This window comes from Streptomyces sp. NPDC101393 (genome assembly GCF_044767385.1).
Lineage (GTDB): Bacteria > Actinomycetota > Actinomycetes > Streptomycetales > Streptomycetaceae > Streptomyces.
In genome coordinates, this window is record NZ_JBIWNU010000001.1 from 1,153,760 (window position 1) to 1,177,617 (window position 23,858).

Below are 23,858 nucleotides of genomic sequence, written 5' to 3' on the forward strand. Positions count from 1 at the left end.
GGGGCGGCGCGGCCCGAGCGCGCCCGTTCCCCCGAGGCCGGGGGCCGGGATGATCGGAGCCGGGGCGTCCTGTCACCGCGATGCGGCACACTGGACGTTTGGTCGTATCCACGGCCGGACATGCGGTCGGGTCGATGGCCGGGAAGCGAAAGGCGAGGCGCGTGAACGGACCTCTCATCGTCCAGAGCGACAAAACGCTGCTCCTGGAGGTGGACCACGAGCTGGCGGACGCCTGCCGGCGATCCATCGCGCCCTTCGCCGAGCTGGAGCGAGCCCCGGAGCACATCCATACCTACCGCGTCACCCCGCTGGGGCTGTGGAACGCGCGGGCCGCCGGACACGACGCGGAGCAGGTCGTGGACGCGCTGGTGCAGTTCTCGCGGTATCCCGTGCCGCACGCGCTGCTGGTGGACATCGCCGAGACGATGTCCCGTTACGGCCGGCTCACCCTCAGCAAGCACCCGACGCACGGCCTGGTGCTGACCACCACCGACCGCCCGGTGCTGGAGGAGATCCTGCGGTCGAAGAAGGTGGCGCCGCTGGTCGGCGCGCGGCTCGACCCGGATTCGGTGGTCGTCCATCCCTCCGAGCGCGGGCAGATCAAGCAGACGCTGCTCAAGCTGGGCTGGCCGGCCGAGGACCTCGCCGGTTATGTCGACGGTGAGGCGCATCAGATCGAGCTGGCCGAGGACGGCTGGGCGCTGCGGCCCTATCAGCAGCAGGCCGTGGAGGGGTTCTGGCACGGCGGTTCGGGTGTCGTCGTGCTGCCGTGCGGCGCGGGAAAGACGCTGGTGGGGGCCGGGGCGATGGCCCAGGCGAAGGCCACCACGCTGATCCTGGTGACGAACACGGTCTCGGCGCGGCAGTGGAAGCACGAGCTGGTGAAGCGGACGTCGCTGACCGAGGACGAGATCGGCGAGTACAGCGGCACGAAGAAGGAGATCCGGCCGGTCACCATCGCCACCTATCAGGTGCTGACGACGAAGCGGAAGGGTGTCTATCCGCACCTGGAACTCTTCGATTCGCGGGACTGGGGCCTGGTCATCTACGACGAGGTGCATCTGCTGCCGGCCCCCGTCTTCAAGTTCACCGCCGATCTGCAGGCGCGGCGGCGGCTGGGCCTGACCGCGACGCTGGTGCGCGAGGACGGCCGCGAGTCGGATGTGTTCTCGCTGATCGGCCCGAAGCGGTTCGACGCTCCGTGGAAGGAGATCGAGGCGCAGGGGTACATCGCGCCCGCCGACTGCGTCGAGGTGCGGGTCAATCTGACCGACTCCGAGCGGCTGGCGTACGCGACGGCCGAGACGGAGGAGAAGTACCGCTTCTGTGCGACGACGGCCAGCAAGCAGCGGGTCACCGAGGCGCTGGTCCGTAAGCATCAGGGCGAGCAGACGCTGGTCATCGGGCAGTACATCGACCAGCTGGACGAGCTGGGCGAGCATCTGAACGCTCCGGTGATCAAGGGCGAGACGACGAACGCGCAGCGGGAGAAGCTCTTCGGGGCGTTCCGCGAGGGGGAGATCTCGGTGCTGGTCGTCTCCAAGGTCGCGAACTTCTCCATCGACCTGCCGGAGGCGACGGTCGCCATCCAGGTGTCCGGCACGTTCGGATCCCGCCAGGAGGAGGCGCAGCGGCTGGGCCGGGTGCTGCGTCCGAAGGCGGACGGGCACGAGGCGCGGTTCTATTCGGTCGTCGCCCGCGACACCATCGACCAGGACTTCGCGGCGCACCGCCAGCGCTTCCTGGCCGAGCAGGGGTACGCCTACCGCATCGTCGACTCGCACGATCTGCTGTCGGCCGGCGAGGACGTCTGAGGGAGTGCGGGGCCGCGCGGAGGCGGCGGCCCCGCGGGGCGCCCGGTCCGTGCCGGGCCCCGCGGGGCCCGGCCCGCGCGGCTCAGCTCCCGCCCGCCCGGGTGCTCAGTTCGTGGTCGGTGCGCAGCAGCGGGATCCGGCCGGATCCGTCGGGACGGCCGGGGGTGGTGCGGGTCCACCACAGCAGCGCGGCCAGCACGGCCAGGCCGAGCAGCGGATACGGCGCGGCGAGCGGCTGCTGCCACCACGCGTAGTGCAGGTCGAGGTCACCGCTGTGCGGCACTATCCACAGCGTGCGGGCCGTGAAGACGAGGGTGACGGCGGCCAGCAGCACGCGGCGCCGGCGGACGCCCCGGGTGCGGGCGGCGAGCGCGGCGAGCAGCGGCACGCACCAGACCCAGTGGTGGGACCAGCTGATCGGCGAGATCAGCAGCGCGGTGACGGACGTGCAGAGCACGCCCCAGCTGTCCAGGCCGCGCCGTAGGTAGACGCGACGGGCGGTGTAGAGCCCGGCCGCGGCGGTGAGGGCCGCGGCCGCCATCCAGAGGAGGCCGGGGGCGGGGGTGTGCAGGACCCGGGCGATCAGGCCTTGCAGGGACTGGTTGTCGACGACCCAGACCTTGCCGACCCGGTCCGTCTCGAACATCCGCCGGGTCCAGAATTCCAGGCTCGCGCCGGGCAGGACCAGCAGACCGATGAGCACGGAGACGACGAATCCGGCGAGCGCGGTGAAGGCGGCCTTCACCCGGCCGGTGACGAGGAGATAGACGGCGAAGATCGCGGGGGTGAGTTTGATGCCTGCCGCGAGGCCGGTGGCGAAGCCCTTGAAGCGGGCGCCGTCCGGGCGGGAGAGGTCCCACAGGACCAGGCAGGTCAGGGCGAGGTTGATCTGGCCGAAGACGAAGGTCTGGAAGACCGGTTCGAGCCACAGGCCGAGGGCGGTGGCGGCGAGGAGGACCGGCGCGGTGTGGGCGGCCTTGCGCAGGCCGGCGGCCTTGCAGGACAGGTGGACCAGGAGGGCGAGCAGCGCGGCGTTGACCAGCACGCAGGTGACTTTGAGGGTGCTGAGCTCGACCCAGCTCGTGGGGATGAAGAGCAGCGCGGCGAACGGCGGGTAGGTGGCCGGAAGTGACCACTTGGTGACGGCGAAGCCGTAGAGATCGCCGCCGGAAGCGGCGGCTTCGCCCTCCGCGCGGTAGACCGCTATGTCGGACATCGGGAGCGGCTGGACCTCGTAGAGCGCCCAGAGTCCGGCGAACGATGCCGCGAGCAGCGCCGCGGTGAGCACCAATCGGCGGGGGCTGGCGACGCTCAGCGCCCAGGTCCGCCTCCACGTCCACGCCTGTGTGCCGTCGGCGGCAGACACCCGTTGTCCCCTCCTCGTCGCCCTGAGCGAGCTCTTTGCGGCGACGCTAGTGGATCGAGGGCGACCGTCCGTAACGGTTTCCGGTCATCCGGATGTCGGCACGGGATCGGATTCCTGCTCGCGAGTGTGCGTGGTGTGCACGAATGCGGTCGTAGGGCGCAGGCCTGCGGGGCTTGGAGGGTGGGCGGGGTGCGGGCGGGCGGGGGCTGGCGTGGGCGGGCGTGGACAAGGGGCGGGGGTGCGGCGTCAGCCGTCGGCGTACTCGCCGAGGATCACGACGCTGAAGGCGGAGGTGACGAAGACCTTGACGGCGCGGAGGGAGTTGCCGACCCAGTGGCGGTTCGCGTGGGCGTGCTGCGCGCCGCGGGCGGGGTCGGGGCCGAGGGCGGTGGCGCCCCTGACCGGATGCAGTGAGGGTGGGTGTGCGGTGGCGGGAGTCATCATTGCGCTGCTCATGTCTCCATCATGAATTTCACGCGATTGCCGCACATCGGTCCATGGGTCCATCTCGCATGGGCCGTACGTCCGTCTCCGGACCCACCCGGCCCCTACGGGAGAGGGACGCGCCGCGACGGCGCAGCTGGGGGCGCTCTCAGGGGCGCATGCCCGAAGACGGCTGTCCGCCGCGCCCTGCGGCATCCGCGCGGCGCACGGCCCGCCCTGCCGCCCCGGCCACCGAAATATCCGTTGGCGCGCGTGATAGCTGCTGACTACAATCGCGCGTCTGCCCTGCCTCCCGTCGAGGAGTGCCGCCGACCGGACGGAAACCGGCCGGTCCTTCGCATTGCCGATGACCCGCCCGACGCACCGACGCCGGCCCGCCGTGCCGCTCCGTGCGTCGCGTGCCCGCCGCAGCACATCTCACCGGAGGCAACGCCGTGCCCTCGCACGCCCACGAACCACAGCACCCCGGGGACGACCCCCTCCAGCGCGAACGCGCCCACCTCGTCTCCTCCCGTTCCGCGCTGCGCGCCATGCGCGCCGACGCCGAAGCGCTGAACATCCGCGACGTCACCGCGAACTGGGTCAACGCCGAGGTCCTCCAGGGCGAGATCGACGCCCGCATCAAGGCCCTCGCCGATCTCTCGCACACCCCGCTCTTCTTCGGCCGCCTCGACTACCTCCACGCCCCCGGCCTCGCCGTCGCCGAGGGCGCGTCCGGCGAGAACTTCTACATCGGGCGCCGCCACGTCCACGACGCGGACGGCGACCCGATGGTCATCGACTGGCGCGCGCCCGTCTCCCAGCCGTTCTACCGGGCCTCCAAGAAGGCCCCGATGGATCTCAGGCTGCGCCGCAGGTTCGGCTACACGGGCGGCGAGCTGACCGCGTACGAGGACGAGCACCTCACGGACCCGGCGGAGGCCGAACAGACCAGCCGGCTCCTCCAGTCGGAGATCGAGCGGCCGCGCGTCGGCCCGATGCGGGACATCGTCGCGACGATCCAGCCGGAGCAGGACGAGATCGTGCGCGCCGGGATCGGCGGCTCGGTCTGCGTCCAGGGAGCGCCGGGCACCGGGAAGACAGCCGTGGGCCTGCACCGTGTCGCCTATCTGCTGTATGCGCACCGCGAGCGGCTGGCCCGTTCCGGCACCCTCGTCATCGGCCCGAACGACTCCTTCCTGCACTACATCGAGCAGGTGCTGCCCGCGCTCGGCGAGCTGGAGGTCAAACAGGCGACGGTCGACACCCTGGTCGGGCATGTGGAGGTCCGCGGGGCGGACGACGCCGCCGCGGCGACGGTCAAGGGCGACGCCCGGATGGCTCAGGTGCTGCGGCGGGCCATCCGTTCGCACATCACGATGCCCGAGGAACCCTGCGTGGTGGTCCGCGGCTCCCGCCGGTGGCGCGTGCCCGCGTATGAACTCGAAGAGATCGTCCAGGAGTTGATGGACCGTGAGATCCGCTACGGCGCGGCGCACGACGCGCTGCCGCAGCGGATCGCGCACGCCGTCCTCGTCCGCATGGAACAGGCGGGCGAGGCCCCGGACGACCGGGTGCAGGACGCGGTGGCGCGCAATCCCGCGGTGAAGGCCACGGTCAAAGCGGTCTGGCCGCCGGTCGATCCGGCGAAGCTGGTGCTGCGCCTGCTGGGTGACGCCGACTTCCTCGCCGCGCAGGCGGCCGGAATCCTGACGCCCGAGGAGCAGAAGACGATCCTGTGGGCCAAGCCCGCCAGGAGCGCGAAGAGCGCCAAGTGGTCGTCCGCCGACGCGGTGCTGATCGACGAGGCGATGGACCTGGTGGCGCGTACGCCCTCGCTGGGCCATGTGGTCCTGGACGAGGCGCAGGACCTCTCCCCCATGCAGTACCGCGCGGTGGGCCGCCGCTGCAGCACGGGTTCGGCGACCGTGCTCGGCGACATCGCGCAGGGCACCACCCCGTGGGCGACCAACACCTGGGAGGAGGCCCTGGCCCACCTGGGCAAGCCGGGCTCGACCGTCGAGGAACTGACGCAGGGCTTCCGTGTGCCGCGGGAGGTCATCGCGTACGCGTCCCGGCTGCTGCCCGCCATCGCCCCCGACCTGGCGGAGGCCACCTCGATCCGGGAGTCCGCGGGCGACTTCGAGATCCGCGCGGTCGCGGCGGACGATCTGGACGCCTCGGTCCTCGCCGCCTGCCAGGACGCGCTGACGAAGGAGGGGTCGATCGGCCTGATCGCGGCCGAGGCCCGTATTCCGTTGCTGCGTGCGGCGCTTGAGGCGGCGGGCATCAGCTGGCTGGCGCCCGGCGAGGAGACCTCGGCCGCGTCCCGGCTGACGCTGGTACCGGCCACCCTCGCCAAGGGCCTGGAGTACGACTACGTGGTGCTCGACGAGCCGGCCGCGATCGTCGACGGCGAACCGGACGATCGGACCGGCCTGCGACGGCTGTACGTCTGCCTGACCCGCCCGGTCTCGGGCCTGACGGTGGTCCACTCGGCGGACCTGCCGGAGCAGTTGGGACAGCCGGGGCGGCCGGGGCGGCCGGGGCGGCCGGCGGCAGGCTGAGACCGCAGGCTGAGCATCGAGCGGCCCGACGCTCCTCAGGCCCGGCCCGGCCCGGCCCGGCCCGGCCCCTTCCCTTCCCTTCGCTTCCTCAGTCCAGCGCGCGGCGCCACTCCCGTACGGCTTCCGCGTCCACCGGTGCGGACCAGCCGGCGGGGCGGGCCGCGCCGCCGATGTGGAAGGCGTCGAGGCCGGCCGCGCGCAGCGCCGGGAGGTGGCCGAGCCCGAGACCGCCGCCGACCAGGATCCGCGGCGCGTAACCGGGCTCGGCCGCCGCCGTACGGGACTGCTCGGCCAGCAGCGTCGCCAGTCCGTCGTCGACGCCCTGGGCGGCACCGGCGGTGAGGATGGTGTCAAGGCCGGCCGCACCGGGAGGGCCGTCCGCCGCGGTCAGTCCGGCCAGTTCCTTGCGGAGCGCGTCCCGGTCGGCGGCCCGGTCGATCGCCCGGTGGAAGGTCCAGCGGCAGCCGTCGATGACCTCGGCGACCGCTTGTACGGCGTCGAGATCCGGGCGCCCGTCGGGGGCCAGGAAGCCGAGGACGAACTCGTCGGCGCCCTCCGCCCGGAGCGCCGCGGCGTCCGCACGCAGGGCGTCCACATCGCCGGCCGCGAAGCCGTCGGCGTGCCGCAGCATCACCCGTAGCGGGATGTCGACGGTGGCCCGGATCGCCGCGAAGACGGCCCGGGGCGGGGTGAGCCCGTCGGCCGCCATGTCGGTGACCAGCTCAAGACGGTCGGCCCCGCCGGCCTGGGCGGCGACCGCGTCCTCCGGGTCGAGCGCGATCACCTCCAGGAGTGCGCGCTTGCTCATGTGACCTGACCCCAATCCTTGACGGCGACGTGAGAAGAAGACGAGAGATGACGAGCGAAGACGAGAGACGATGTGGGATATCACGAGGTGACGCGACGAGACCGGATCCGACCGGCCCCTCCGCGGAGTCGAGCAGAACAGCCCCTACAGGTCTAGTCCAATATCCAGCGTAAGGGCTGGCCGCCGATCCGGGGGCCACCTCGGCACGGGACACGGACCGAATCGCGCCGGGATTCCGCAGCAATCCCACCGGCGTCCACCCGCACACCGGTGGCCGTCCGCGAGGCACAATGGCCCCCATGACGTCCGAGTCCCGTACGGCGCACACCACCGACCCGGCACCGGAGCTGCACCGGCGCTGGGCCGTGACCGTCACCACCGCCCGCGGCGCGAACGGACCCGATCCCGCCCCGTACGCGGACAACCTCCTCGCCAGATGGAGCGAGCCGCAACGCCGCTATCACACGGTCGAGCACCTGACCGCCGTATTGGAGCGCATCGACGAACTGGGCCACCACGCCGATGACTTGGCGGCCGTCCAGTTGGCGGCCTGGTTCCACGACGCGGTCTACCGCCCGGACCGCTCCGAGAACGAGGAGCGCAGCGCGGCCCTCGCCGAGCTCGCGCTGCCCGAGCTGGGCGTCGGCGCGCCCCGTACGGCCGACGTCGCCCGCCTCGTACGGCTGACCGTCACCCACGACCCGGGACCCGACGACCGCGACGGCGAGGTGCTGTGCGACGCCGATCTGGCCGTGCTGGCCGGATCGCCCGACCGGTACGCGGCCTATGCCGCCGCCGTCCGCGAGGAGTACGCGTTCGTCCCCGACCCCGACTTCACCGCCGGTCGGTCCGCCGTGCTCCGCCAACTCCTCGCCCTGCCACGCCTGTTCAGGACCCCGCAGGGCTACGACCGGTGGGAGCACACCGCCCGCCGCAACCTCGCCACGGAACTGGACCTGCTGGGCGGCTGAGCGGACCGGCCGGGCGGAGAGCGACCATGGGCCACCGGGGCCGGCCGGGCGGATACCAGGGCGGTCCCCGCGCCGTAAGGAGCGAGAACCGTGCTCGGAATCACGTGCTCCGGCGCCGGCGGCCGGGAATGCCCGGAGTCCTATCGTGGTTAGTTGCTGACATGCCCGCTCCTCCCGAACGCGCCCGTATGCCCCTAGCCGTTTACGTCCTCGGTCTCTCCGTATTCGCCCTTGGCACGAGCGAATTCATGCTCTCCGGCATCCTCCAGCCACTCGCCCGTGACCTGGGCGTTTCCATCCCGCAGGCCGGTCTGCTGGTCTCCGCCTTCGCCATCGGCATGGTCGTCGGCGCCCCCGTCCTGGCTGCGGCGACCCTGCGCCTGCCGCGCCGCACGACACTGATCACGCTCCTCGCGATCTTCGGCCTCGGCCAGGTGGCGGGCGCGCTGGCGCCCTCGTACGGCGTGCTGTTCGCCTCCCGTGTGGTGAGCGCGCTGGCCTGCGCCGGATTCTGGGCGGTCGGCGCGGCGGTCGCCGTCTCGCTGGTGCCGGTCACCGCGCGCGCCCGTGCGATGGCCGTGATGGTCGGCGGGCTGAGCATCGCGAACATCGCCGGGGTCCCGGCGGGCGCACTGCTCGGGCAGCACGCGGGCTGGCGGTCGGCGTTCTGGGCGGTGGCCGGGCTGGCCGCGATCGGGCTGGTCGGGGTGGTCGCCGCGGTGCCGCGTACGGCCGTGCCGACGGGCGAGGACCGTCCGCAGCTGCGCCGTGAGCTGACCATCTACAGGGACAAGCAGGTCTGGCTGGCACTGACCGCGACGGCCCTGAACGGCGCGGCCGTGTTCGCGCTCTTCTCCTACCTGTCGCCGCTGCTCACGGACACCGCCGGGCTCGCCGAGAGCTGGGTGCCGACAGTGCTGGCGCTGTTCGGTGTCGGCGCGCTGATCGGTACGTTCATCGGCGGCCGGATCGCGGACGCGCACCTCTTCGGCACGCTGTTCGTGGGCATCTCCGCCTCCACCGTGGTGCTGGCGGTCCTGGCACTGACCGCGCACAGCCCCGTCGCCGCCGTCGCGCTCTCCCTGATGCTCGGCGTCACGGCCTTCACCACGGCCCCCGCGCTCAACGCCCGGATGTTCAACGTGGCCAACGCCGCGCCGACCCTGGCGGGCGCGACCACCACGGCGGCCTTCAACATCGGCAACACCGTCGGCCCGTGGCTGGGCGGCCTGGTCATCGCCGCCCACTGGGGCTACCCCGCCGTGGCGTGGACCGGAGCGGCACTCGCGGCCGCGGCGGTCGGCACCACCGTCGTCGCCCACCGGCTGCACCGCTCGACAAGCCACTCCCGGCTCATCGCCTCGTCCACGGTGAAGGCGCTCTCGCCCGCCGCGGACGGCGCCACCTTGGAAGACGCCGTTCCGGAGCACGCCCTCTCGGAGAGCACCCTCCCGCAGAGCGCGGAGCGGCACTGAAGCGCGGCGGCGGCCCGTCCCGACCGGGGCGGGCCACCGCTGCCGCTCATCCCTCTGCCGCTCACCCCTCGCCGTCGAAGCGCCAGCGGGTCTGGCTGTAGGTCTCGCCCCGGCCGAAGCCGAAGGCCGTGACGGGCACGACGCGGAAGACCAGCGCCCGGCTGCCCGCCGCGCCCTTGAAGGCGCCGTCGAGGACGTCGAAGTGCCATTCGCTGCCGTACTTGGCCTCGAAGGCCTCGGCGAGACCGAGCAGCGTGGGCTCGTCCTCGACCCGTACCGCCTCGCCCTCGACCACCACGTCCAGGCCCGCGTGCAGGTCGTTGCCGCCGGCCGTGGACGTGGTCAGCACGCAGTACGCGTTGCCCTCGATGTTCTTGGCCTTGCGCTCACCGGGACCGGTGCAGAAGTGCAGGGCGCCGTCCGCCCAGACCGCGAGCACCGGGGTGACATGCGGGCGGCCCTCGGGGCGGACGGTGCTGAGCCAGAAGATCTCCGCCTCCGTCATCCCGCCGACGGCCGCCGACCACGTGGTCGGGGCGGCACCCTCACTGCTGTAGTCCTCGCCGAGTGTGGTGGCGGGTTCGTTGGCCGGCATGACTGTCCCCTCTCGGAGCGGCGAATCTCGGTGCGGCGCCCCCGTGCGACAAAAGGCGCGCGCCCATCGTGCTGGCGCGCACCTTGGCACAGGCGCCGACGCGCCGCTACGGGCCTGACGGCGCGGCCTCATCCGGGCCCGGGAGGTGCGGCCTCATCCGTCCAGGAAGCGCGGCCTCACCCGGCCCCGGGAGGTGCGGGCCGGATTCACGCCTGGGGCGCCGGGCGGTTCTTGGGCCGCCGCAGCCCGGCAGCAGTCAGCCGGCGCAGGAGTTCCTTGCTGCCGACCTCCACCGCCCCGGCGCGCACCGCATCGGCGTAGCGCTCCGCGGGCAGGTCGTAGTGGTCACGCTCGAACGCCCGCCGGGGCGCGCCGATCCGGCCCGCGAAACGGTGCAGCTCGTCGAAGGAGTCGTCGCTGACCAGATGCGACCACATACGGCCGTGCCCCGGCCAGGTGGGCGGATCGATGTAGATGGCCACGTCAGCCCCTGGCGCCGTCCGCCGGGCCTGCCCCTTCCGGGCCTGACCGCGCCGGGCCTGCCGCCCGGGTCGGGCGCCCTTCCCGCTTCGCGCCGGCCCGCATCAGCTGTCCATCGGGGCACGCAGCCGGCCGACGGGTGCCACCGCGACCGCCGTCTTGGGGCAGACCCAGTGCGGGTCGGGCCCCAACTCCGGTTCGACGTCGAGCGCGTGGGGGTCGCCGGTCTGGGTGCAGACGGGGCACAGCGGCCAGCGGCCGTAGCGCTCCAGCAGGGCGTCCTGCACGTCCTGGGCTATCAGCCCCGCGACGAAGGTCACGCCTTCAGGCCACTGCTCCACCCACCATCGACGGTGAACCACCGCGTCCTCGACGAGCGAGACGATGTCGGCGTCGGCGACCTCGTCCGCCATCAGGTCGGCGAGCACCAGCGCCCGCGCGGCATGCAATGCCTGTTCCAGCTCCATGCCGTCCATTGTCTCGCGGTCCGGCCACGTCGAGCCCCACGTTTTCCACAGGCCGCTCGCGACGGTCCGGCTTGTCCACAGCTTCCCGCGGAGGTATTGACGCCGAGAGCGGCTGAAATTACTTTTCAGGAGTGAGCAGCAGCCTGAAGGAAACTTTCAAGGATGTGGCCGTCGAAGCCCGACCGGCCCCGACCCCACCCGCCCCCGCGGCGCTGGCAGCCAAGGTCCGCACCCTCGGTCCGACGATGACCCGCTCCATGCAGCGGGTCGCCGAGGCCGTCGCGGGAGACCCGGCCGGCTGCGCCGCCCTGACCGTCACCGGCCTCGCGGAGCGCACCGGCACCAGCGAAGCCACCGTCGTGCGCACCTCCCGGCTGCTCGGCTATCCCGGCTACCGCGATCTGCGCCTGGCGCTCGCCGCCCTCGCCGCGCAGCAGGCAGCCGGCGGCGCGCCCGCGGTGACCGCCGACATAGCGGTCGACGACTCCCTCACCGACGTCATCGCGAAGCTCGCGCAGGAGGAGCAGCAGTGTCTGGCCGACACCGCCGCCGGACTGGATGTCACCCAGCTCGAAGCGGCCGTCACCGCGCTCTCCACCGCCCGCCGCATCGATGTGTACGGCATCGGCGCCTCCAGCCTCGTCGGCCAGGACCTCGTCCAGAAGCTGCTGCGCATCGGCCTCATCGCCCATGCACACGCCGACCCGCACCTCGCGGTGACCAACGCCGTGCAGATGCGCGCCGGTGACGTCGCCCTCGCGATCACCCACTCCGGCCGCACCACGGATGTCATCGAGCCCCTGCGGGTCGCCTTCGACCACGGCGCGACCACGATCGCGATCACCGGCCGCCCGGACGGCGACATCGCTTCGTACGCCGACCACATCCTCACCACGTCCACCGCACGCGAGAGCGAGCTGCGCCCCGCCGCGATGTCGTCCCGGACGAGCCAGCTCCTCGTGGTGGACTGCCTGTTCATAGGCGTCGCCCAGCGCACCTACGAGACCGCGGCGCCCGCCCTGTCCGCTTCCTACGAGGCGCTGGCACACCGCCACTCCCCCCGCAGCCAGCGCTGACCCTGCCGCACCCCTGGGCCGGCCCCGCCATCGGCACCGCATCGCACCCGCACCCGCACCCGCACCCGCACCCGCACCCGCACCCGCACCAGACACGTCGTACTGAGCCGTACGAGCCCGGAAAGAGCCGCCACGCCATGACTTCCACCGCCGACCCCGCCCACCTCCGCGCCCAGCTGGACACCCTCACCACCGAGGCGTTCCGGCCCGAGCTCGCCGACATCGACCGGCGCTCCACCCTGGAGATCGCCCGCACGATGAACGACGAGGACGCCACCGTCCCCGCCGCCGTCACCGCGCAACTCCCGCAGATCGCCGCCGCCATCGACGGCACCGCCGAGCGGATGGCCCGCGGCGGCCGGCTGATCTACACCGGCGCCGGGACGGCCGGCCGGCTCGGGGTGCTGGACGCCAGCGAATGCCCGCCGACGTTCAACACCGATCCGTCCGAGGTGCTCGGCCTGATCGCGGGCGGCCCGTCCGCGATGGTCACCGCCGTCGAGGGCGCCGAGGACAGCAAGGAGTTCGCCGCCGAGGACCTGGCAGCCATCGGCCTGACCGCGCGGGACACCGTCGTCGGCATCTCCGCCTCCGGCCGCACTCCGTACGCGATCGGTGCCGTCGAGCATGCCCGCGCGCAGGGCGCGCTGACCATCGGCCTGTCCTGCAACGCCGGCTCCGCCTTGGCCGCCGCCGCCGAACACGGCATCGAGGTCGTCGTCGGCCCCGAGCTGCTGACAGGCTCCACCCGGCTGAAGGCCGGTACGGCGCAGAAGCTCGTGCTCAACATGCTTTCGACGATCACCATGATCCGGCTGGGCAAGACCTACGGAAACCTCATGGTCGACGTGCGCGCCTCCAACGAAAAGCTTCGGGCCCGCTCGCGCCGGATCGTCGCGCTCGCCACCGGCGCCGGCGACGAGGAGATCGAGGCCGCCCTCGCCGCCACGGACGGCGAGGTGAAGCACGCCATCCTCACCCTCCTCGGTGGTGTCGACGGCCCGACCGCCGCCCGCCTCCTCGACGACTCCCGGGGCCACCTCCGGTCCGCCCTCCAGGCCGTCCGCACCACCTGACCCGACTCCTCCGGCTTCCTCTGCTCCGGCCTCTCTGCTCCGTTCCGCTTCTGTTGTCCTCGTCGCCCGCACAGCAAGGCACCGCACATGTCCGAAGACAAGAACCGCGCCACCGCCGCCGCGATCCTCCCCCTCGTCGGCGGCGCCGGGAACCTCACCTCCATCGCCCACTGCATGACCCGGCTCCGCCTCGGCATCAGGGACCGCTCCCTGGTCGACGACGAGGCGCTCAAGGCACTGCCGGCCGTCATGGGCGTCGTCGAGGACGACACCTACCAAATCGTGCTGGGCCCCGGGGCGGTCGCCCGGATCACCCCCGAGTTCGAGCGCCTCGTCGAGGAAGCGCGCGCGGCGTCCCCCGCACCGGCGGCCCCCGCACCGACGCCGACTCCCGTGACCGGCGCGGCCGACGAACCGGACGCCGCCCCGCCCGCCCCGGAAGGCCCTGCCGGTCCGACCACCGCCGAGGAGCTGGCGGCCCAGGGTGCCGCCCTCAAGGCCGGCCGCAAGGCGAAGAACGCCACCCCGGTCAAGCTGTTCCTGCGCCGGATCGCCAACATCTTCGTTCCGCTGATTCCCGCCCTGATCGGCTGCGGCATCATCGCGGGCATCAACGGCCTGCTGACCAACCTCGGCTGGCTGCCGTCCCTCGTCCCGGCGCTCGCCGCGATGGCCTCCGGCTTCATGTCGCTGATCGCCGTCTTCGTCGGCTACAACACCGCCAAGGAGTTCGGCGGTACCCCGATCCTCGGCGGCGCGGTCGCCGCGATCATCGTCTTTCCGGGCGTCGCGAACATCACCGCCTTCGGCCAGAAGCTCGCGCCCGGCCAGGGCGGCGTTCTCGGTGCGCTGGCCGCCGCGCTCCTCGCCGTCCAGGTGGAGAGATGGTGCCGAAAGCGGGTGCCCGAGGCGCTGGACGTCCTCGTCACCCCGACCCTCACGATCCTCGTCACGGGCCTGGTCACCCTCTTCGGCCTGATGTACGCCGCGGGCGAGGTCTCCACCGCGATCGGTACGGCCGCCAACTGGCTGCTCGCCCATGGCGGCGCGTTCGCCGGCTTCGTCCTCGGTGGACTCTTCCTGCCCCTGGTGATGCTGGGCCTGCACCAGGCCCTGATCCCCATCCACACCACCCTCATCGAGCAGCAGGGCTACACCGTCCTGCTCCCCATCCTCGCCATGGCGGGCGCCGGCCAGGTCGGCGCGGCCATCGCCGTGTACCTCCGCCTCCCTCGCAACGGCTCGATCCGTACGACGATCAAGTCCGCGCTTCCCGCCGGGTTCCTGGGCGTCGGCGAGCCACTGATCTACGGCGTCTCGCTGCCCCTCGGCCGCCCGTTCATCACCGCGTGCATCGGTGGCGCCTTCGGCGGCGGCTTCGTGGGCCTGTTCAACCAGCTCGGCAACTCCGTCGGCTCCACCACCATCGGCCCGTCCGGCTGGGCCCTGTTCCCGCTGGTCAAGGGCAATCAGGGGATCGGCACCACCCTCGTCATCTACGCCCTCGGCCTCGCCGTCGGCTATCTGGCCGGCTTCCTCGCCACGTACTTCTTCGGCTTCAGCAAGCAGATGCTCACCGAGCTCAACTCCGCACCGGACACCACAGCTCCGGACGCCACAGCTCCGGCCACCGCCCCCGCCACGGCCCCGACCGACCCGGCGGCCCCCGGCCTCACCCCCGGCGCCGGCCGGCCCGTTCCCGCCACCGATCCATCCACCGCCACCAAGCAATCCACCGACGCCTGACCCCACCGGCGGTGGGGGGGCGCCCACCGGACTCCCCCCACCGCCCGTGCCCGCTACCGCCCTCACCCATCACGATGCGCGATCGGAGCCTTCGCACACTGCCTGTTGGTCGCGCGCCCCTCACCCGGTGAACTGGTCCCAGCCAGCGCCTCTCCCGGAGGCAGCCGCGTCAAGGAGCGCCCACCATGCCGTACGCCCAGATCAACGGAACCGAGCTGTACTACGAGGACCACGGAACCCCTCCCGCCACCCCCACCGGCTCACCGGCCCCCGCCAACTCCCCTGCCCCTCCCCACTCTCCCGCCCCCACCGCCCTGTTCCTGCACGGCTGGGGCACCAGCGCCCACGCCTGGGACGCCCAGACGGCCGGCCTCGCCCCCGACTTCCGCGTGGTCACCGTCGACTGGCGCGGCTGCGGCCGTTCCGCCCACCCCGCCACCGGAAACACCGTCGCCGACAACGTCGCCGACATCCTCGCCCTGATCGACGCCCTGTCGCTGGACCGCCCGGTCCTCGTGGGCAGTTCGATGGGCGCCACCTTCGCCCTCGAAGCCGCACTCCAGGCCCCTGACCGCATCGCCGGCGTGGTGTCGGTCGACGGCTCCGGCTACTGGCCGCTGGAAGGCATGGCCGGCCAACTCGCCGAGCTGCGTACGCGCCTCGCCACCGACCGCGCCGCGACACTGGCCGCCTGGGTGCCCACCTGGTTCGGCCCCGCCGCCTCCCCCGAGCTGATCGACGGCACCATCCGGCAGACCCTCGCCTCGGGGACCCACATCGACGCGTTGTTCGCGGAGGGCGCCCTGCCCGACCCCCGCCACACCCTGGGCGGCCTCACCGTCCCCGCGCTCTTCCTCCACGGCGACCTCGACCACATTCCCGCCGAGGTCTCCCGCGCTCTCGCCAACCTCGCCCCGCAGGGCGAGTTCCACCTCCTGGAGAACACCGGCCACATGCCGCACCAGGAACGCCCCGCCCAGGTCAACGCTCTCCTCCGCACCGCCCTCCGCCAGATGTCCCCCGGACGGCATTCCAGCCGTAACGCCCCTCCCGGCAACCTGCCGGCCTGACTCCCTTCCGCCGCCCCGTCCCACAGCGCGTCGCAAGGTCCGGCCGGCCGTAGGGTCCCCTGCGCGCCACCCCACCCATGGGCGGCCGGGGCCGACGCATCGGCCAACTACCGGGCCGTACCGGGATTGCGCCGCCCCGACCTCACCGGCGGCCCGATCACCGCGCTCGCACGGGGCAGGGACCCGCACGGCGCGCGTCATCGACATCCCCGGCCCTCTCGGTATCACCCTGAGGACGGAGAAGCTCAAGGACTACGCCCACTGACCGAAGCCGACAGCCCCAACACCAGCCCCAGCCCCAGCCCCAGCCCCAGCCCCAACACCGTGGTCCCCTGAAGCCGCCGCCGGGGCAGTCCCCCCTCCCCCCCCCCGCTTCTCCGACCGAGCCGTCGGCCCCGGATCCCAGCACCCGGGGCCGACGGCCGGTCGGCTCGCGGCGGCTCAGCGCACCAGGCGCTCCAGCAGCCAGTTGGCGAGCGTCGGGGAGACATTGCTGTGCGGGGTGTTCTCCGAGTCGGTCTGGAACTGGTCGAGGGCGCTCCGCTCGGGCGGGAGCTCGGAGATGTCCGTGTTCAGGTCGATGGACCACGCGACCGGGTCGTAGTCGAGGGCGACCGCGCTGACCGTCGGGACGAAGCAGGCGTCCCGGAAGTCGTCACTGATCTTGACCTTGAGAGCATCCGCGACCAGACCGTACGAGGCGAGGGTGCCGCCGGGCGCGCCGTCGAAAGGCGGCACGTTCGTGGTGGTGGAGCGGCGCACCTCAAGGCCCAGGTGCATACCGCCGATACGCTGCTGGTCACCGGCGGGCTGGAAGCGGGCCGTGGCACTCGCCACGATCGCCTTCCAGTCGAAGGCCACCTCGCCCGGGGGCAGCTTCCGGCCGGTCCCCTGCCCGTTGCCGTTGGCGACGCCGATCTTGAGGGGCCGCTGCGGCCAGTGCCCGAGGTCCGCCAGCTCCCTCAGGAACTCCTCGCGCAGCGGGCTGGCGGTGGCCACCGGGCCCGAGTACTTGGCGTTCTCCACCCAGCCCCACAGCAGCTGCTGGGCGGCGGGGCTGCGGATCAGCTCGGCCTGCTTGGGCTGGTCGGGCTTGGACGGCGTCAGCGCCTCGAAGAAGTACGCCATCTGCTGGAGGACGAGCGGGATCCAGGCACCCTGGTGCGGCGAGTCCCAGGAGACGTAGGTCGCGGTCTGGTGGTCGATGCCCTCCCGCTCCATCGAGGCCAGGGCGTAGCGGGTGACCAGGCCGCCCATGCTCACCCCGCCGACGGTCAGCGGTTCGTTGCCCTGCCGCTCCTCGATGGCGCGCAGGACACAGCTCGTGGCCACTCCGGCGTTGGCCTGGATGTAGGTGTGCCGCTTGTCGAAGCCGAGCAGGATGACGTCCTGACCGGCGGCGAGCAGCTGGTCGAGGAAGCCCTCCTTGCCGGGCTCGTAGGGTGCGTTGAAGTGGCTCCAGAGGCCCGGCAGATCGCTCGGGCCGTAGTTGAAGCCGTCGGCGAAGATGAAAGGCCGCTGGAGGCCTCGGTGGCCGGCCCCGTAGTAGACGGCAGCCGTTCCGGTGGCCTGCTCGCCCCGGTGGGGCGACGTGCCGGACAGTACCCACTCCACGTCCGGCTGCCGTGCCGTCCCGGCGGCCGCCGGGGCGGCGGGCGCGTCGGCGAACCAGACACGCGGGGGGACGGCCTGGGCGATTTCCGCCAGCTGCTCGGTGGAGGCGGCGGTGGCGCCCTCCACCAGGCTGGTGTCGACATCGATGCGGGCTTGCTGTGCCATCTCTGACCCTTCGAGGGAACCTTCGTGGGCCGCCTGATCGCGGCCGCACGGAAACTCGCGAACGCACGCACGAAGCAAGCCAGTTGCGGGGCACAAGACCCACGAAATCGGCACCTTTGCGGCGATCGAGGGGGAAACTACCCACAGAGATCACCCCAAATAACCGGATGGCTACATTCCGCTTAAAGCTGGCCGGATCGCATCACCGTCGACAAGGGTGCGCCGACGAGGGCGGCCCCGTCCTTCGCCTCGGCCCCGCCCCAGGCCCCCACCGAGGGCGCATGCCTGCCCGCCCACCTCGCCCGCCGCCACGGCGACGGTGCGCCCTCCCGCGATTTCCTCGGCCTGCGCGATCACCTCGGCCACGCCGTCGACGAAGCGGTACGACGCCTCGACATGCCGGCCGTCGGGCCTGGGTGGCCGGTGCGACACCACGACCACGCGGCCGCCCACCGGCTCACCCACACCGGCCCGCCCAACGCCCGAAGGCGGCACCCCTGGAAGGGGTACCGCCTTCGATACGTACTGCGTACTGCTGGGGCGCTATGGCCTGCCGATCCTCAGGAGGATCAGAAGTCCATGTCACCGCCGGGCATGCCGCCGCCGGCCGGGGCAGCGCCCGCCTTCTCCGGCTTGTCGGCGATGACGGCCTCGGTGGTGAGGAAGAGCGCCGCGATGGAGGCGGCGTTCTGCAGCGCGGAGCGCGTGACCTTGGCCGGGTCGATGATGCCTTCGGCGATCATGTCGACGTACTCACCGGTCGCGGCGTTCAGGCCGTGGCCGACGGTCAGGTTGCGCACCTTCTCCACCACGACGCCACCCTCAAGGCCGCCGTTGACGGAGATCTGCTTCAGCGGGGCCTCCAGGGCCAGCTTCACAGCGTTGGCGCCGGTCGCCTCGTCGCCCTCGAGGTCGAGCTTCTCGAAGACCGAGGAAGCCTGGAGCAGGGCCACGCCGCCGCCGGCGACGATGCCCTCCTCGACGGCCGCCTTCGCGTTGCGAACGGCGTCCTCGATGCGGTGCTTGCGCTCCTTGAGCTCGACCTCGGTGGCGGCACCGGCCTTGATGACGGCCACGCCGCCGGCCAGCTTCGCCAGACGCTCCTGGAGCTTCTCGCGGTCGTAGTCCGAGTCGCTGTTCTCGATCTCGGCGCGGATCTGGTTGACCCGGCCCTGAACCTGCTCGCTGTCACCGGCACCGTCGACGATGGTGGTCTCGTCCTTGGTGATGACGACCTTGCGGGCACGGCCCAGCAGGTCGACGCCGGCGTTCTCCAGCTTGAGGCCGACCTCCTCGGAGATGACGGTGCCACCGGTGAGGATGGCGATGTCGCCGAGCATGGCCTTGCGGCGGTCACCGAAGCCCGGGGCCTTGACGGCGACGGACTTGAAGGTGCCACGGATCTTGTTGACGACCAGGGTCGACAGGGCCTCGCCCTCGACGTCCTCGGCGATGATCAGCAGCGGCTTGCCGGACTGCATGACCTTCTCCAGGAGCGGCAGCAGGTCCTTGACGTTGCCGATCTTGGAGTTGACGATCAGGATGTACGGGTCGTCGAGCGACGACTCCATGCGCTCCATGTCGGTGGCGAAGTACGCCGAGATGTAGCCCTTGTCGAAGCGCATACCCTCGGTGAGTTCCAGCTCCAGACCGAAGGTCTGGGACTCCTCGACAGTGATGACGCCTTCCTTGCCGACCTTGTCCATCGCCTCGGCGATGAGCTCGCCGATCTGGGTGTCAGCGGCGGAGATGGAGGCGGTGGAGGCGATCTGCTCCTTGGTCTCCACATCCTTGGCCTGCTCCAGCAGGGCGGCGGAGACGGCCTCGACGGCCTTCTCGATGCCGCGCTTGAGGGCCATCGGGTTGGCGCCGGCGGCGACGTTGCGCAGGCCCTCGCGGACCAGCGCCTGCGCCAGGACGGTCGCGGTCGTCGTGCCGTCACCGGCGACGTCGTCCGTCTTCTTCGCGACCTCCTTGACCAGCTCGGCACCGATCTTCTCGTACGGGTCCTCGAGCTCGATCTCCTTGGCGATGGAAACACCATCGTTGGTGATCGTGGGGGCGCCCCACTTCTTCTCGAGGACGACGTTACGGCCCTTCGGGCCGAGGGTGACCTTGACGGCGTCGGCGAGCTGGTTCATCCCGCGCTCGAGACCGCGCCGTGCCTCCTCGTCGAACGCGATGATCTTTGCCATGTGAAGTGTCCTCCACGGACTGGGGTACCCCCGGACAGAGTCTGGGGGAGGGTGGATCGGACCGAGAGGCGCCCGCGACGGACGGCCTGCACACCGTGTGGTTCCTTGCCCCACGCGGCCCGCGGGCCTCACCGGCCCGGTCCAAGTTCTGTCACTCTCACTGGGAGAGTGCTAACGCAATGATTAGCACTCGACCCCGTCGAGTGCAAGCGCCTCACCCCGGTGACCACTACCCACCGGATCCCCACCGGATGCCCTCGGGACAGCGAAGGACCCGCACCCCGGAAGGGTGCGGGTCCTCACAAACGCTGCAGTCGGTCGGCGCTCAGCCGGCCGCCACCCGGACCATGTCCGCCTGCGGCCCCTTCTGGCCCTGCGAGATCTCGAATTCGACTCGCTGGCCCTCCTCAAGGGTGCGGTAACCGTCCATCTGGATCGCGCTGTAGTGGACGAAAACATCCGCACCACCGTCGACCGCGATGAAGCCGTACCCCTTCTCCGCGTTGAACCACTTGACGGTGCCCTGAGCCATGCCTAACTCCCCTATTACTGGCCCTTGCACAGGACCGCACTCCGCGGACCCGGGTCAGACCTCACCCCCCAGGAGGCCCGCGGGGTGTGCGCCGGAACGCGTCGACCGCCGCTGAATGTATCTGCACCACTGCCCAGCGCAACAGGTCAATCGGACGAGAAATCCGGGACCGGGGAATCCGCCCTTATCCCGCGAACTGCCGCTTTTCCAGGGCAAGTCGGGCCGGGCATAGGGTGCTTAGGTGACAAAAACCGCACACATTTTGGGCACAACTGACCGCAGTCTCAGAGGAGTTGGCCGCGAGGCGGAGTGGGATCAAGACGATGGTAGCGCCTTTCGCAACATGGAATTACCCCGTCCGCTTTGCCGTGGACGGGGTAATTCCAGTCAGACGAGAGACGAGATGGCGCGAATCAGCACCCTCCGGCAACCGCGGGAATGATCGAGATGCCCGCGCCGTCCGGCGTCGGCGTCTCCAGACCCTGCTCGAAGCGGACGTCGTCGTCATTGACGTACACGTTCACGAAGCGGCGCAGCTTGCCCGCGTCGTCGAGCACACGGGCCGCGATGCCCTGGTGGTTCTTCTCCAGGTCACCGATCACCTCGGAAAGGGTCGCGCCCTCGGCGACGACCTCGGCCTCGCCGCCGGTGTACGTGCGGAGGATGGTGGGGATCCGGACCTTGACGCTCATGGGTTCTGCCTTCCAGCGACTACGGAATACGACTGCGGGTTCGGGGGCGGCGTACGGAGGGCGTACGCCGGGCGCCGCGTACGGCTGCGCCGCGGCTCAGCCCAGGCCGGCCGCGCGGAACGCGTCCAGGCTCGGGCGGATGGTGGCCGTGGGCCCGGTGGTCGGGGCGACGGCGTCAAGCGTCTTGAGGCCGTCGCCGGTGTTCAGGATGACGGTGGTCAGGGACGGGTCGAGCAGGCCGTCCTCGATGAGCTTCTTGGTCACGCCGACGGTCACGCCGCCCGCGGTCTCCGCGAAGATCCCTTCCGTCCGGGCCAGCAGCTTGATCGCGTCCACGACCTGCTCGTCGTTCACATCCTCCACCGCACCGCCCGTACGGCGCGCGATGTCGAGGACGTACGGCCCGTCGGCCGGGTTGCCGATGGCCAGCGACTTGGCGATGGTGTTCGGCTTCTGCGGGCGCACCACGTCGTGACCGGCCTTGAAGGCCGTCGAGACCGGCGAGCAGCCCTCGGCCTGGGCACCGAAGATCTTGTACGGCTTGTCCTCGACGAGACCGAGCTGGATCAGCTCCTTGAGGCCCTTGTCGATCTTCGTGAGCTGCGAGCCGGAAGCGATCGGAATGACGATCTGGTCCGGCAGCTTCCAGCCCAGCTGCTCGCAGATCTCGTACGCCAGCGTCTTGGAGCCCTCGCCGTAGTAGGGGCGCAGGTTGACGTTGACGAAGCCCCAGCCCTCGCCGAGCGGGTCGCCGATGAGCTCCGAGCAGAAGCGGTTGACGTCGTCGTAGTTGCCCTCGATGCCGACCAGGTCGCCGCCGTAGACCGCGGCCATGACGACCTTGCCGGCCTCCAGGTCGTGCGGGATGAACACGCAGGACTTGAAGCCCGCCCGGCGCGCCGCGGCGCCGACCGCGCCGGCGAGGTTGCCGGTGGAGGAGCAGGACAGGGTGGTGAAGCCGAAGACGCGGGCCGCCTCGACGGCGATCGCGACGACGCGGTCCTTGAAGGAGTGCGTCGGGTTGCCGGAGTCGTCCTTGACGTACAGGCCGCCGCTGACGCCCAGCTCGCGGGCGAGGTTGTCGGCCTTGACGAGCTTGGTGAAGCCGGGGTTGATGTTGGGCTTGTCGGCCACGTCGGCGGGGACGGGCAGCAGCGGGGCGTAGCGCCAGATGTTGTCGGGGCCGGCCTCGATCTGCTTGCGAAGGACCTCGGGGTCGCCGCTCGGCAGCTCATAGGCGACTTCGAGCGGTCCGAAACACTCCTGGCACGCGAAGATCGGGCCGAGGTCGAAACGCTGCCCGCACTCGCGGCAGGAGAGCGCGACGGCGGGTCCCAACGCGACGGTGGGGGCGTTTTCGGTGGTTTCGGTGTGCTGCACAGCCATGAGAGGGAGGCCCTTTCTCCTCATCTTCCTCGCAGCGCATCTCGCCACGAGACGGATTTGGCACCTTCCCTAGCCGGGAGCCTCACGCGCGCGGGACGTCTGCGTCCTGGCGGCAAGACCGGCTGGAGGGTTGCCGGGGCTTCAACGGGCCGTTTCCCTCTGCCCCTCTGGATGAGCGGTATGGCGCTGGATCGAAACCCAGGCGTTTGTGGCGGTGACCCCGACATGCGACGGCCATCCGCGTTGTTCAAGACTGTAACCGAAGGCCCTGATGGTTGAGATAGTCGTCCGAACCGCGAGATGGATCACACGGCCGCTGATACGGCGGTCACCGAGGAGTCGTAGACGTGCTGGAAGAGGTGGAGCGCTGGCTGAGCAGCCGCTCCTGGTCCGCTGCCGACCGCCCGCTGGACCGGCTCCTGGACGCCAAGCGGCAAACCGGCCGGACGGTCAGTGTAGTGCTGCCCGCCCTCGACGAGGAGGCGACCGTCGGCGCGATCGTCACGGCGATCCGTGCCGGGCTGATGACCTCCGCGGCCCCGCTGGTCGACGAGCTGGTGGTGCTGGATTCGGGCTCCACGGACCGCACGGCCGAGGTCGCGGCGGCGGCCGGCGCACGGGTCGTCCACCGGGATGCCGTACTGCCGAGGCTGCCCGCCGTACCGGGCAAGGGCGAGGTCCTGTGGCGCTCCCTCCTGGCGACCACCGGCGACATCGTCTGCTTCATCGACGCCGATCTCCGCGAATTCTCGCCCTCCTTCGTGTCCGGCATCGTCGGCCCGCTGCTGACGGATCCGGACATCCAGTTCGTGAAGGCGATGTACGACCGGCCGCTGGAGCCCGGCTTCGACGGGTCCGCCGCGGGCTCCCCCGGCCAGGGCGGCCGGGTCACCGAGCTGGTCGCCCGCCCGCTGCTGAATCTGCACTGGCCGCAGCTGGCGGGCTTCGTGCAGCCCCTGGGCGGCGAGTACGCGGCCCGCCGCTCCCTCCTGGAGCGGCTGCCCTTCCCCGTCGGCTACGGCGTCGAGCTGGGCCTGCTCGTCGACGCGCTGCACACCGTCGGCCTGGACGCCCTCGCCCAGGTCGACGTGGGCGTGCGCAAACACCGCCATCAGGACGGCCAGGCGCTCGGCCGAATGGCGGCGGCGATCTACCGCACGGCCCAATTGCGGCTGACCCGCGGCCATTTGGTACGCCCCCGGCTCACCCAGTTCGACCGCGGCGCGGACGGCTTCGTCGCACGCACCACGGACGTGGACACCGAGGAGCGCCCCCCGATGGCCGAAATACCGGAGTACGCGGCGCGGCGGGCGGCGTGAAGCGCGGCGCGCGGCGCTGTG

20 protein-coding genes and 1 riboswitch are annotated in these 23,858 nt (G+C 71.5%); of the genes, 9 read left to right on the forward strand and 11 right to left on the reverse strand.

Annotated elements, in window-relative coordinates:
* Positions 1–161: 161 nt before the first annotated feature.
* Positions 162–1,814: a DNA repair helicase XPB gene (locus ACIRQ7_RS04920; protein WP_404259866.1), complete on the forward strand. Its 1,653-nt coding sequence runs from the start codon at positions 162–164 to the stop codon at positions 1,812–1,814.
* An 82-nt stretch (positions 1,815–1,896) separates the two neighbouring features.
* Here the strand turns inward: ACIRQ7_RS04920 and ACIRQ7_RS04925 are convergent, their stop codons facing one another.
* Positions 1,897–3,180, reverse strand: coding sequence for a glycosyltransferase 87 family protein (locus ACIRQ7_RS04925; protein WP_404259867.1), 1,284 nt, complete (start codon positions 3,178–3,180; stop codon positions 1,897–1,899).
* A 246-nt stretch (positions 3,181–3,426) separates the two neighbouring features.
* Positions 3,427–3,636: a hypothetical protein gene (locus tag ACIRQ7_RS04930; RefSeq protein WP_404259868.1), complete on the reverse strand. Its 210-nt coding sequence runs from the start codon at positions 3,634–3,636 to the stop codon at positions 3,427–3,429.
* Between the two features lie 422 nt (positions 3,637–4,058).
* Here ACIRQ7_RS04930 and ACIRQ7_RS04935 point away from each other — a divergent pair, with 422 nt between their 5' ends.
* Positions 4,059–6,170: a HelD family protein gene (locus tag ACIRQ7_RS04935; protein WP_404260127.1), complete on the forward strand. Its 2,112-nt coding sequence runs from the start codon at positions 4,059–4,061 to the stop codon at positions 6,168–6,170.
* A gap of 88 nt (positions 6,171–6,258) precedes the next feature.
* Here the strand turns inward: ACIRQ7_RS04935 and ACIRQ7_RS04940 are convergent, their stop codons facing one another.
* Positions 6,259–6,978, reverse strand: a complete 720-nt coding sequence (locus ACIRQ7_RS04940) for a copper homeostasis protein CutC (RefSeq protein ID WP_404259870.1) — start codon at positions 6,976–6,978, stop codon at positions 6,259–6,261.
* A gap of 299 nt (positions 6,979–7,277) precedes the next feature.
* On the opposite strand from ACIRQ7_RS04940, the gene ACIRQ7_RS04945 reads away from it, so the two are divergent.
* Positions 7,278–7,949 (forward strand): hypothetical protein, encoded by a 672-nt coding sequence (locus ACIRQ7_RS04945; protein WP_404259872.1) that lies wholly within the window; start codon positions 7,278–7,280, stop codon positions 7,947–7,949.
* Positions 7,950–8,137: 188 nt separating this feature from the next.
* Positions 8,138–9,424 (forward strand): Cmx/CmrA family chloramphenicol efflux MFS transporter, encoded by a 1,287-nt coding sequence (locus ACIRQ7_RS04950; RefSeq protein WP_404259874.1) that lies wholly within the window; start codon positions 8,138–8,140, stop codon positions 9,422–9,424.
* Positions 9,425–9,485: 61 nt separating this feature from the next.
* Here the strand turns inward: ACIRQ7_RS04950 and ACIRQ7_RS04955 are convergent, their stop codons facing one another.
* The 3 genes from ACIRQ7_RS04955 to ACIRQ7_RS04965 form a co-directional block, all read right to left on the reverse strand.
* Entirely contained in the window at positions 9,486–10,019 is a 534-nt protein-coding gene (locus ACIRQ7_RS04955; protein WP_404259876.1) for a pyridoxamine 5'-phosphate oxidase family protein, read from the reverse strand.
* Positions 10,020–10,225: 206 nt separating this feature from the next.
* Positions 10,226–10,501, reverse strand: a complete 276-nt coding sequence (locus ACIRQ7_RS04960; RefSeq protein ID WP_401461646.1) for a DUF4031 domain-containing protein — start codon at positions 10,499–10,501, stop codon at positions 10,226–10,228.
* 102 nt (positions 10,502–10,603) lie between these two features.
* A complete protein-coding gene (locus ACIRQ7_RS04965) occupies positions 10,604–10,966 on the reverse strand; it encodes a hypothetical protein (protein WP_401461644.1) in 363 nt (120 codons plus the stop codon).
* A 131-nt stretch (positions 10,967–11,097) separates the two neighbouring features.
* On the opposite strand from ACIRQ7_RS04965, the gene ACIRQ7_RS04970 reads away from it, so the two are divergent.
* From ACIRQ7_RS04970 to ACIRQ7_RS04985, 4 genes are all read left to right on the forward strand, one after another.
* On the forward strand, positions 11,098–12,042 hold the full coding sequence (locus ACIRQ7_RS04970; RefSeq protein WP_404259878.1) for a MurR/RpiR family transcriptional regulator: 945 nt from the start codon (positions 11,098–11,100) through the stop codon (positions 12,040–12,042).
* Positions 12,043–12,179: 137 nt separating this feature from the next.
* Complete coding sequence (murQ, locus tag ACIRQ7_RS04975) at positions 12,180–13,118, forward strand: N-acetylmuramic acid 6-phosphate etherase (RefSeq protein WP_401461640.1); 939 nt, start codon at positions 12,180–12,182, stop codon at positions 13,116–13,118.
* An 87-nt stretch (positions 13,119–13,205) separates the two neighbouring features.
* Positions 13,206–14,864: a PTS transporter subunit EIIC gene (locus tag ACIRQ7_RS04980; protein ID WP_404259879.1), complete on the forward strand. Its 1,659-nt coding sequence runs from the start codon at positions 13,206–13,208 to the stop codon at positions 14,862–14,864.
* A 185-nt stretch (positions 14,865–15,049) separates the two neighbouring features.
* Positions 15,050–15,934 carry an alpha/beta fold hydrolase gene (locus tag ACIRQ7_RS04985; protein ID WP_404259881.1) on the forward strand — a complete coding sequence of 295 codons (885 nt, stop codon included), beginning with the start codon at positions 15,050–15,052 and terminating at the stop codon, positions 15,932–15,934.
* A gap of 441 nt (positions 15,935–16,375) precedes the next feature.
* On the opposite strand, the gene ACIRQ7_RS04990 is transcribed toward ACIRQ7_RS04985, so the two are convergent.
* From ACIRQ7_RS04990 to thrC, 5 genes are all read right to left on the reverse strand, one after another.
* Positions 16,376–17,713 (reverse strand): hypothetical protein, encoded by a 1,338-nt coding sequence (locus ACIRQ7_RS04990; protein ID WP_404259882.1) that lies wholly within the window; start codon positions 17,711–17,713, stop codon positions 16,376–16,378.
* A gap of 569 nt (positions 17,714–18,282) precedes the next feature.
* The gene (gene groL / locus ACIRQ7_RS04995) at positions 18,283–19,908 is read right to left on the reverse strand and encodes a chaperonin GroEL (RefSeq protein ID WP_401461633.1); all 1,626 of its coding nucleotides are present in this window, start codon (positions 19,906–19,908) and stop codon (positions 18,283–18,285) included.
* Between the two features lie 325 nt (positions 19,909–20,233).
* Entirely contained in the window at positions 20,234–20,440 is a 207-nt protein-coding gene (locus ACIRQ7_RS05000; RefSeq protein WP_030576453.1) for a cold-shock protein, read from the reverse strand.
* Positions 20,441–20,853: 413 nt separating this feature from the next.
* Positions 20,854–21,132: a MoaD/ThiS family protein gene (locus tag ACIRQ7_RS05005; protein WP_401461630.1), complete on the reverse strand. Its 279-nt coding sequence runs from the start codon at positions 21,130–21,132 to the stop codon at positions 20,854–20,856.
* A 96-nt stretch (positions 21,133–21,228) separates the two neighbouring features.
* Positions 21,229–22,518 (reverse strand): threonine synthase, encoded by a 1,290-nt coding sequence (gene thrC, locus ACIRQ7_RS05010; RefSeq protein ID WP_403675297.1) that lies wholly within the window; start codon positions 22,516–22,518, stop codon positions 21,229–21,231.
* A gap of 17 nt (positions 22,519–22,535) precedes the next feature.
* Positions 22,536–22,696, reverse strand: a riboswitch (SAM riboswitch).
* A 169-nt stretch (positions 22,697–22,865) separates the two neighbouring features.
* On the opposite strand from thrC, the gene ACIRQ7_RS05015 reads away from it, so the two are divergent.
* Entirely contained in the window at positions 22,866–23,837 is a 972-nt protein-coding gene (locus ACIRQ7_RS05015) for a glucosyl-3-phosphoglycerate synthase (RefSeq protein WP_404259885.1), read from the forward strand.
* The last annotated feature ends 21 nt before the right edge of the window (positions 23,838–23,858 follow it).

Bases quoted from the DNA above. Each gene is read 5' to 3' on its own strand.
- ACIRQ7_RS04930 (WP_404259868.1), bottom strand. From the start codon at position 3,636: ATGAGCAGCGCAATGATGACTCCCGCCACCGCACACCCACCCTCACTG.
- ACIRQ7_RS04940 (WP_404259870.1), bottom strand. From the start codon at position 6,978: ATGAGCAAGCGCGCACTCCTGGAGGTGATCGCGCTCGACCCGGAGGAC.
- ACIRQ7_RS04945 (WP_404259872.1), top strand. From the start codon at position 7,278: ATGACGTCCGAGTCCCGTACGGCGCACACCACCGACCCGGCACCGGAG.
- ACIRQ7_RS04950 (WP_404259874.1), top strand. From the start codon at position 8,138: ATGCCCCTAGCCGTTTACGTCCTCGGTCTCTCCGTATTCGCCCTTGGC.
- ACIRQ7_RS04955 (WP_404259876.1), bottom strand. From the start codon at position 10,019: ATGCCGGCCAACGAACCCGCCACCACACTCGGCGAGGACTACAGCAGT.
- ACIRQ7_RS04965 (WP_401461644.1), bottom strand. From the start codon at position 10,966: ATGGAGCTGGAACAGGCATTGCATGCCGCGCGGGCGCTGGTGCTCGCC.
- murQ (WP_401461640.1), top strand. From the start codon at position 12,180: ATGACTTCCACCGCCGACCCCGCCCACCTCCGCGCCCAGCTGGACACC.
- ACIRQ7_RS04980 (WP_404259879.1), top strand. From the start codon at position 13,206: ATGTCCGAAGACAAGAACCGCGCCACCGCCGCCGCGATCCTCCCCCTC.
- ACIRQ7_RS04985 (WP_404259881.1), top strand. From the start codon at position 15,050: ATGCCGTACGCCCAGATCAACGGAACCGAGCTGTACTACGAGGACCAC.
- ACIRQ7_RS04990 (WP_404259882.1), bottom strand. From the start codon at position 17,713: ATGGCACAGCAAGCCCGCATCGATGTCGACACCAGCCTGGTGGAGGGC.
- groL (WP_401461633.1), bottom strand. From the start codon at position 19,908: ATGGCAAAGATCATCGCGTTCGACGAGGAGGCACGGCGCGGTCTCGAG.
- ACIRQ7_RS05000 (WP_030576453.1), bottom strand. From the start codon at position 20,440: ATGGCTCAGGGCACCGTCAAGTGGTTCAACGCGGAGAAGGGGTACGGC.
- ACIRQ7_RS05005 (WP_401461630.1), bottom strand. From the start codon at position 21,132: ATGAGCGTCAAGGTCCGGATCCCCACCATCCTCCGCACGTACACCGGC.
- thrC (WP_403675297.1), bottom strand. From the start codon at position 22,518: ATGGCTGTGCAGCACACCGAAACCACCGAAAACGCCCCCACCGTCGCG.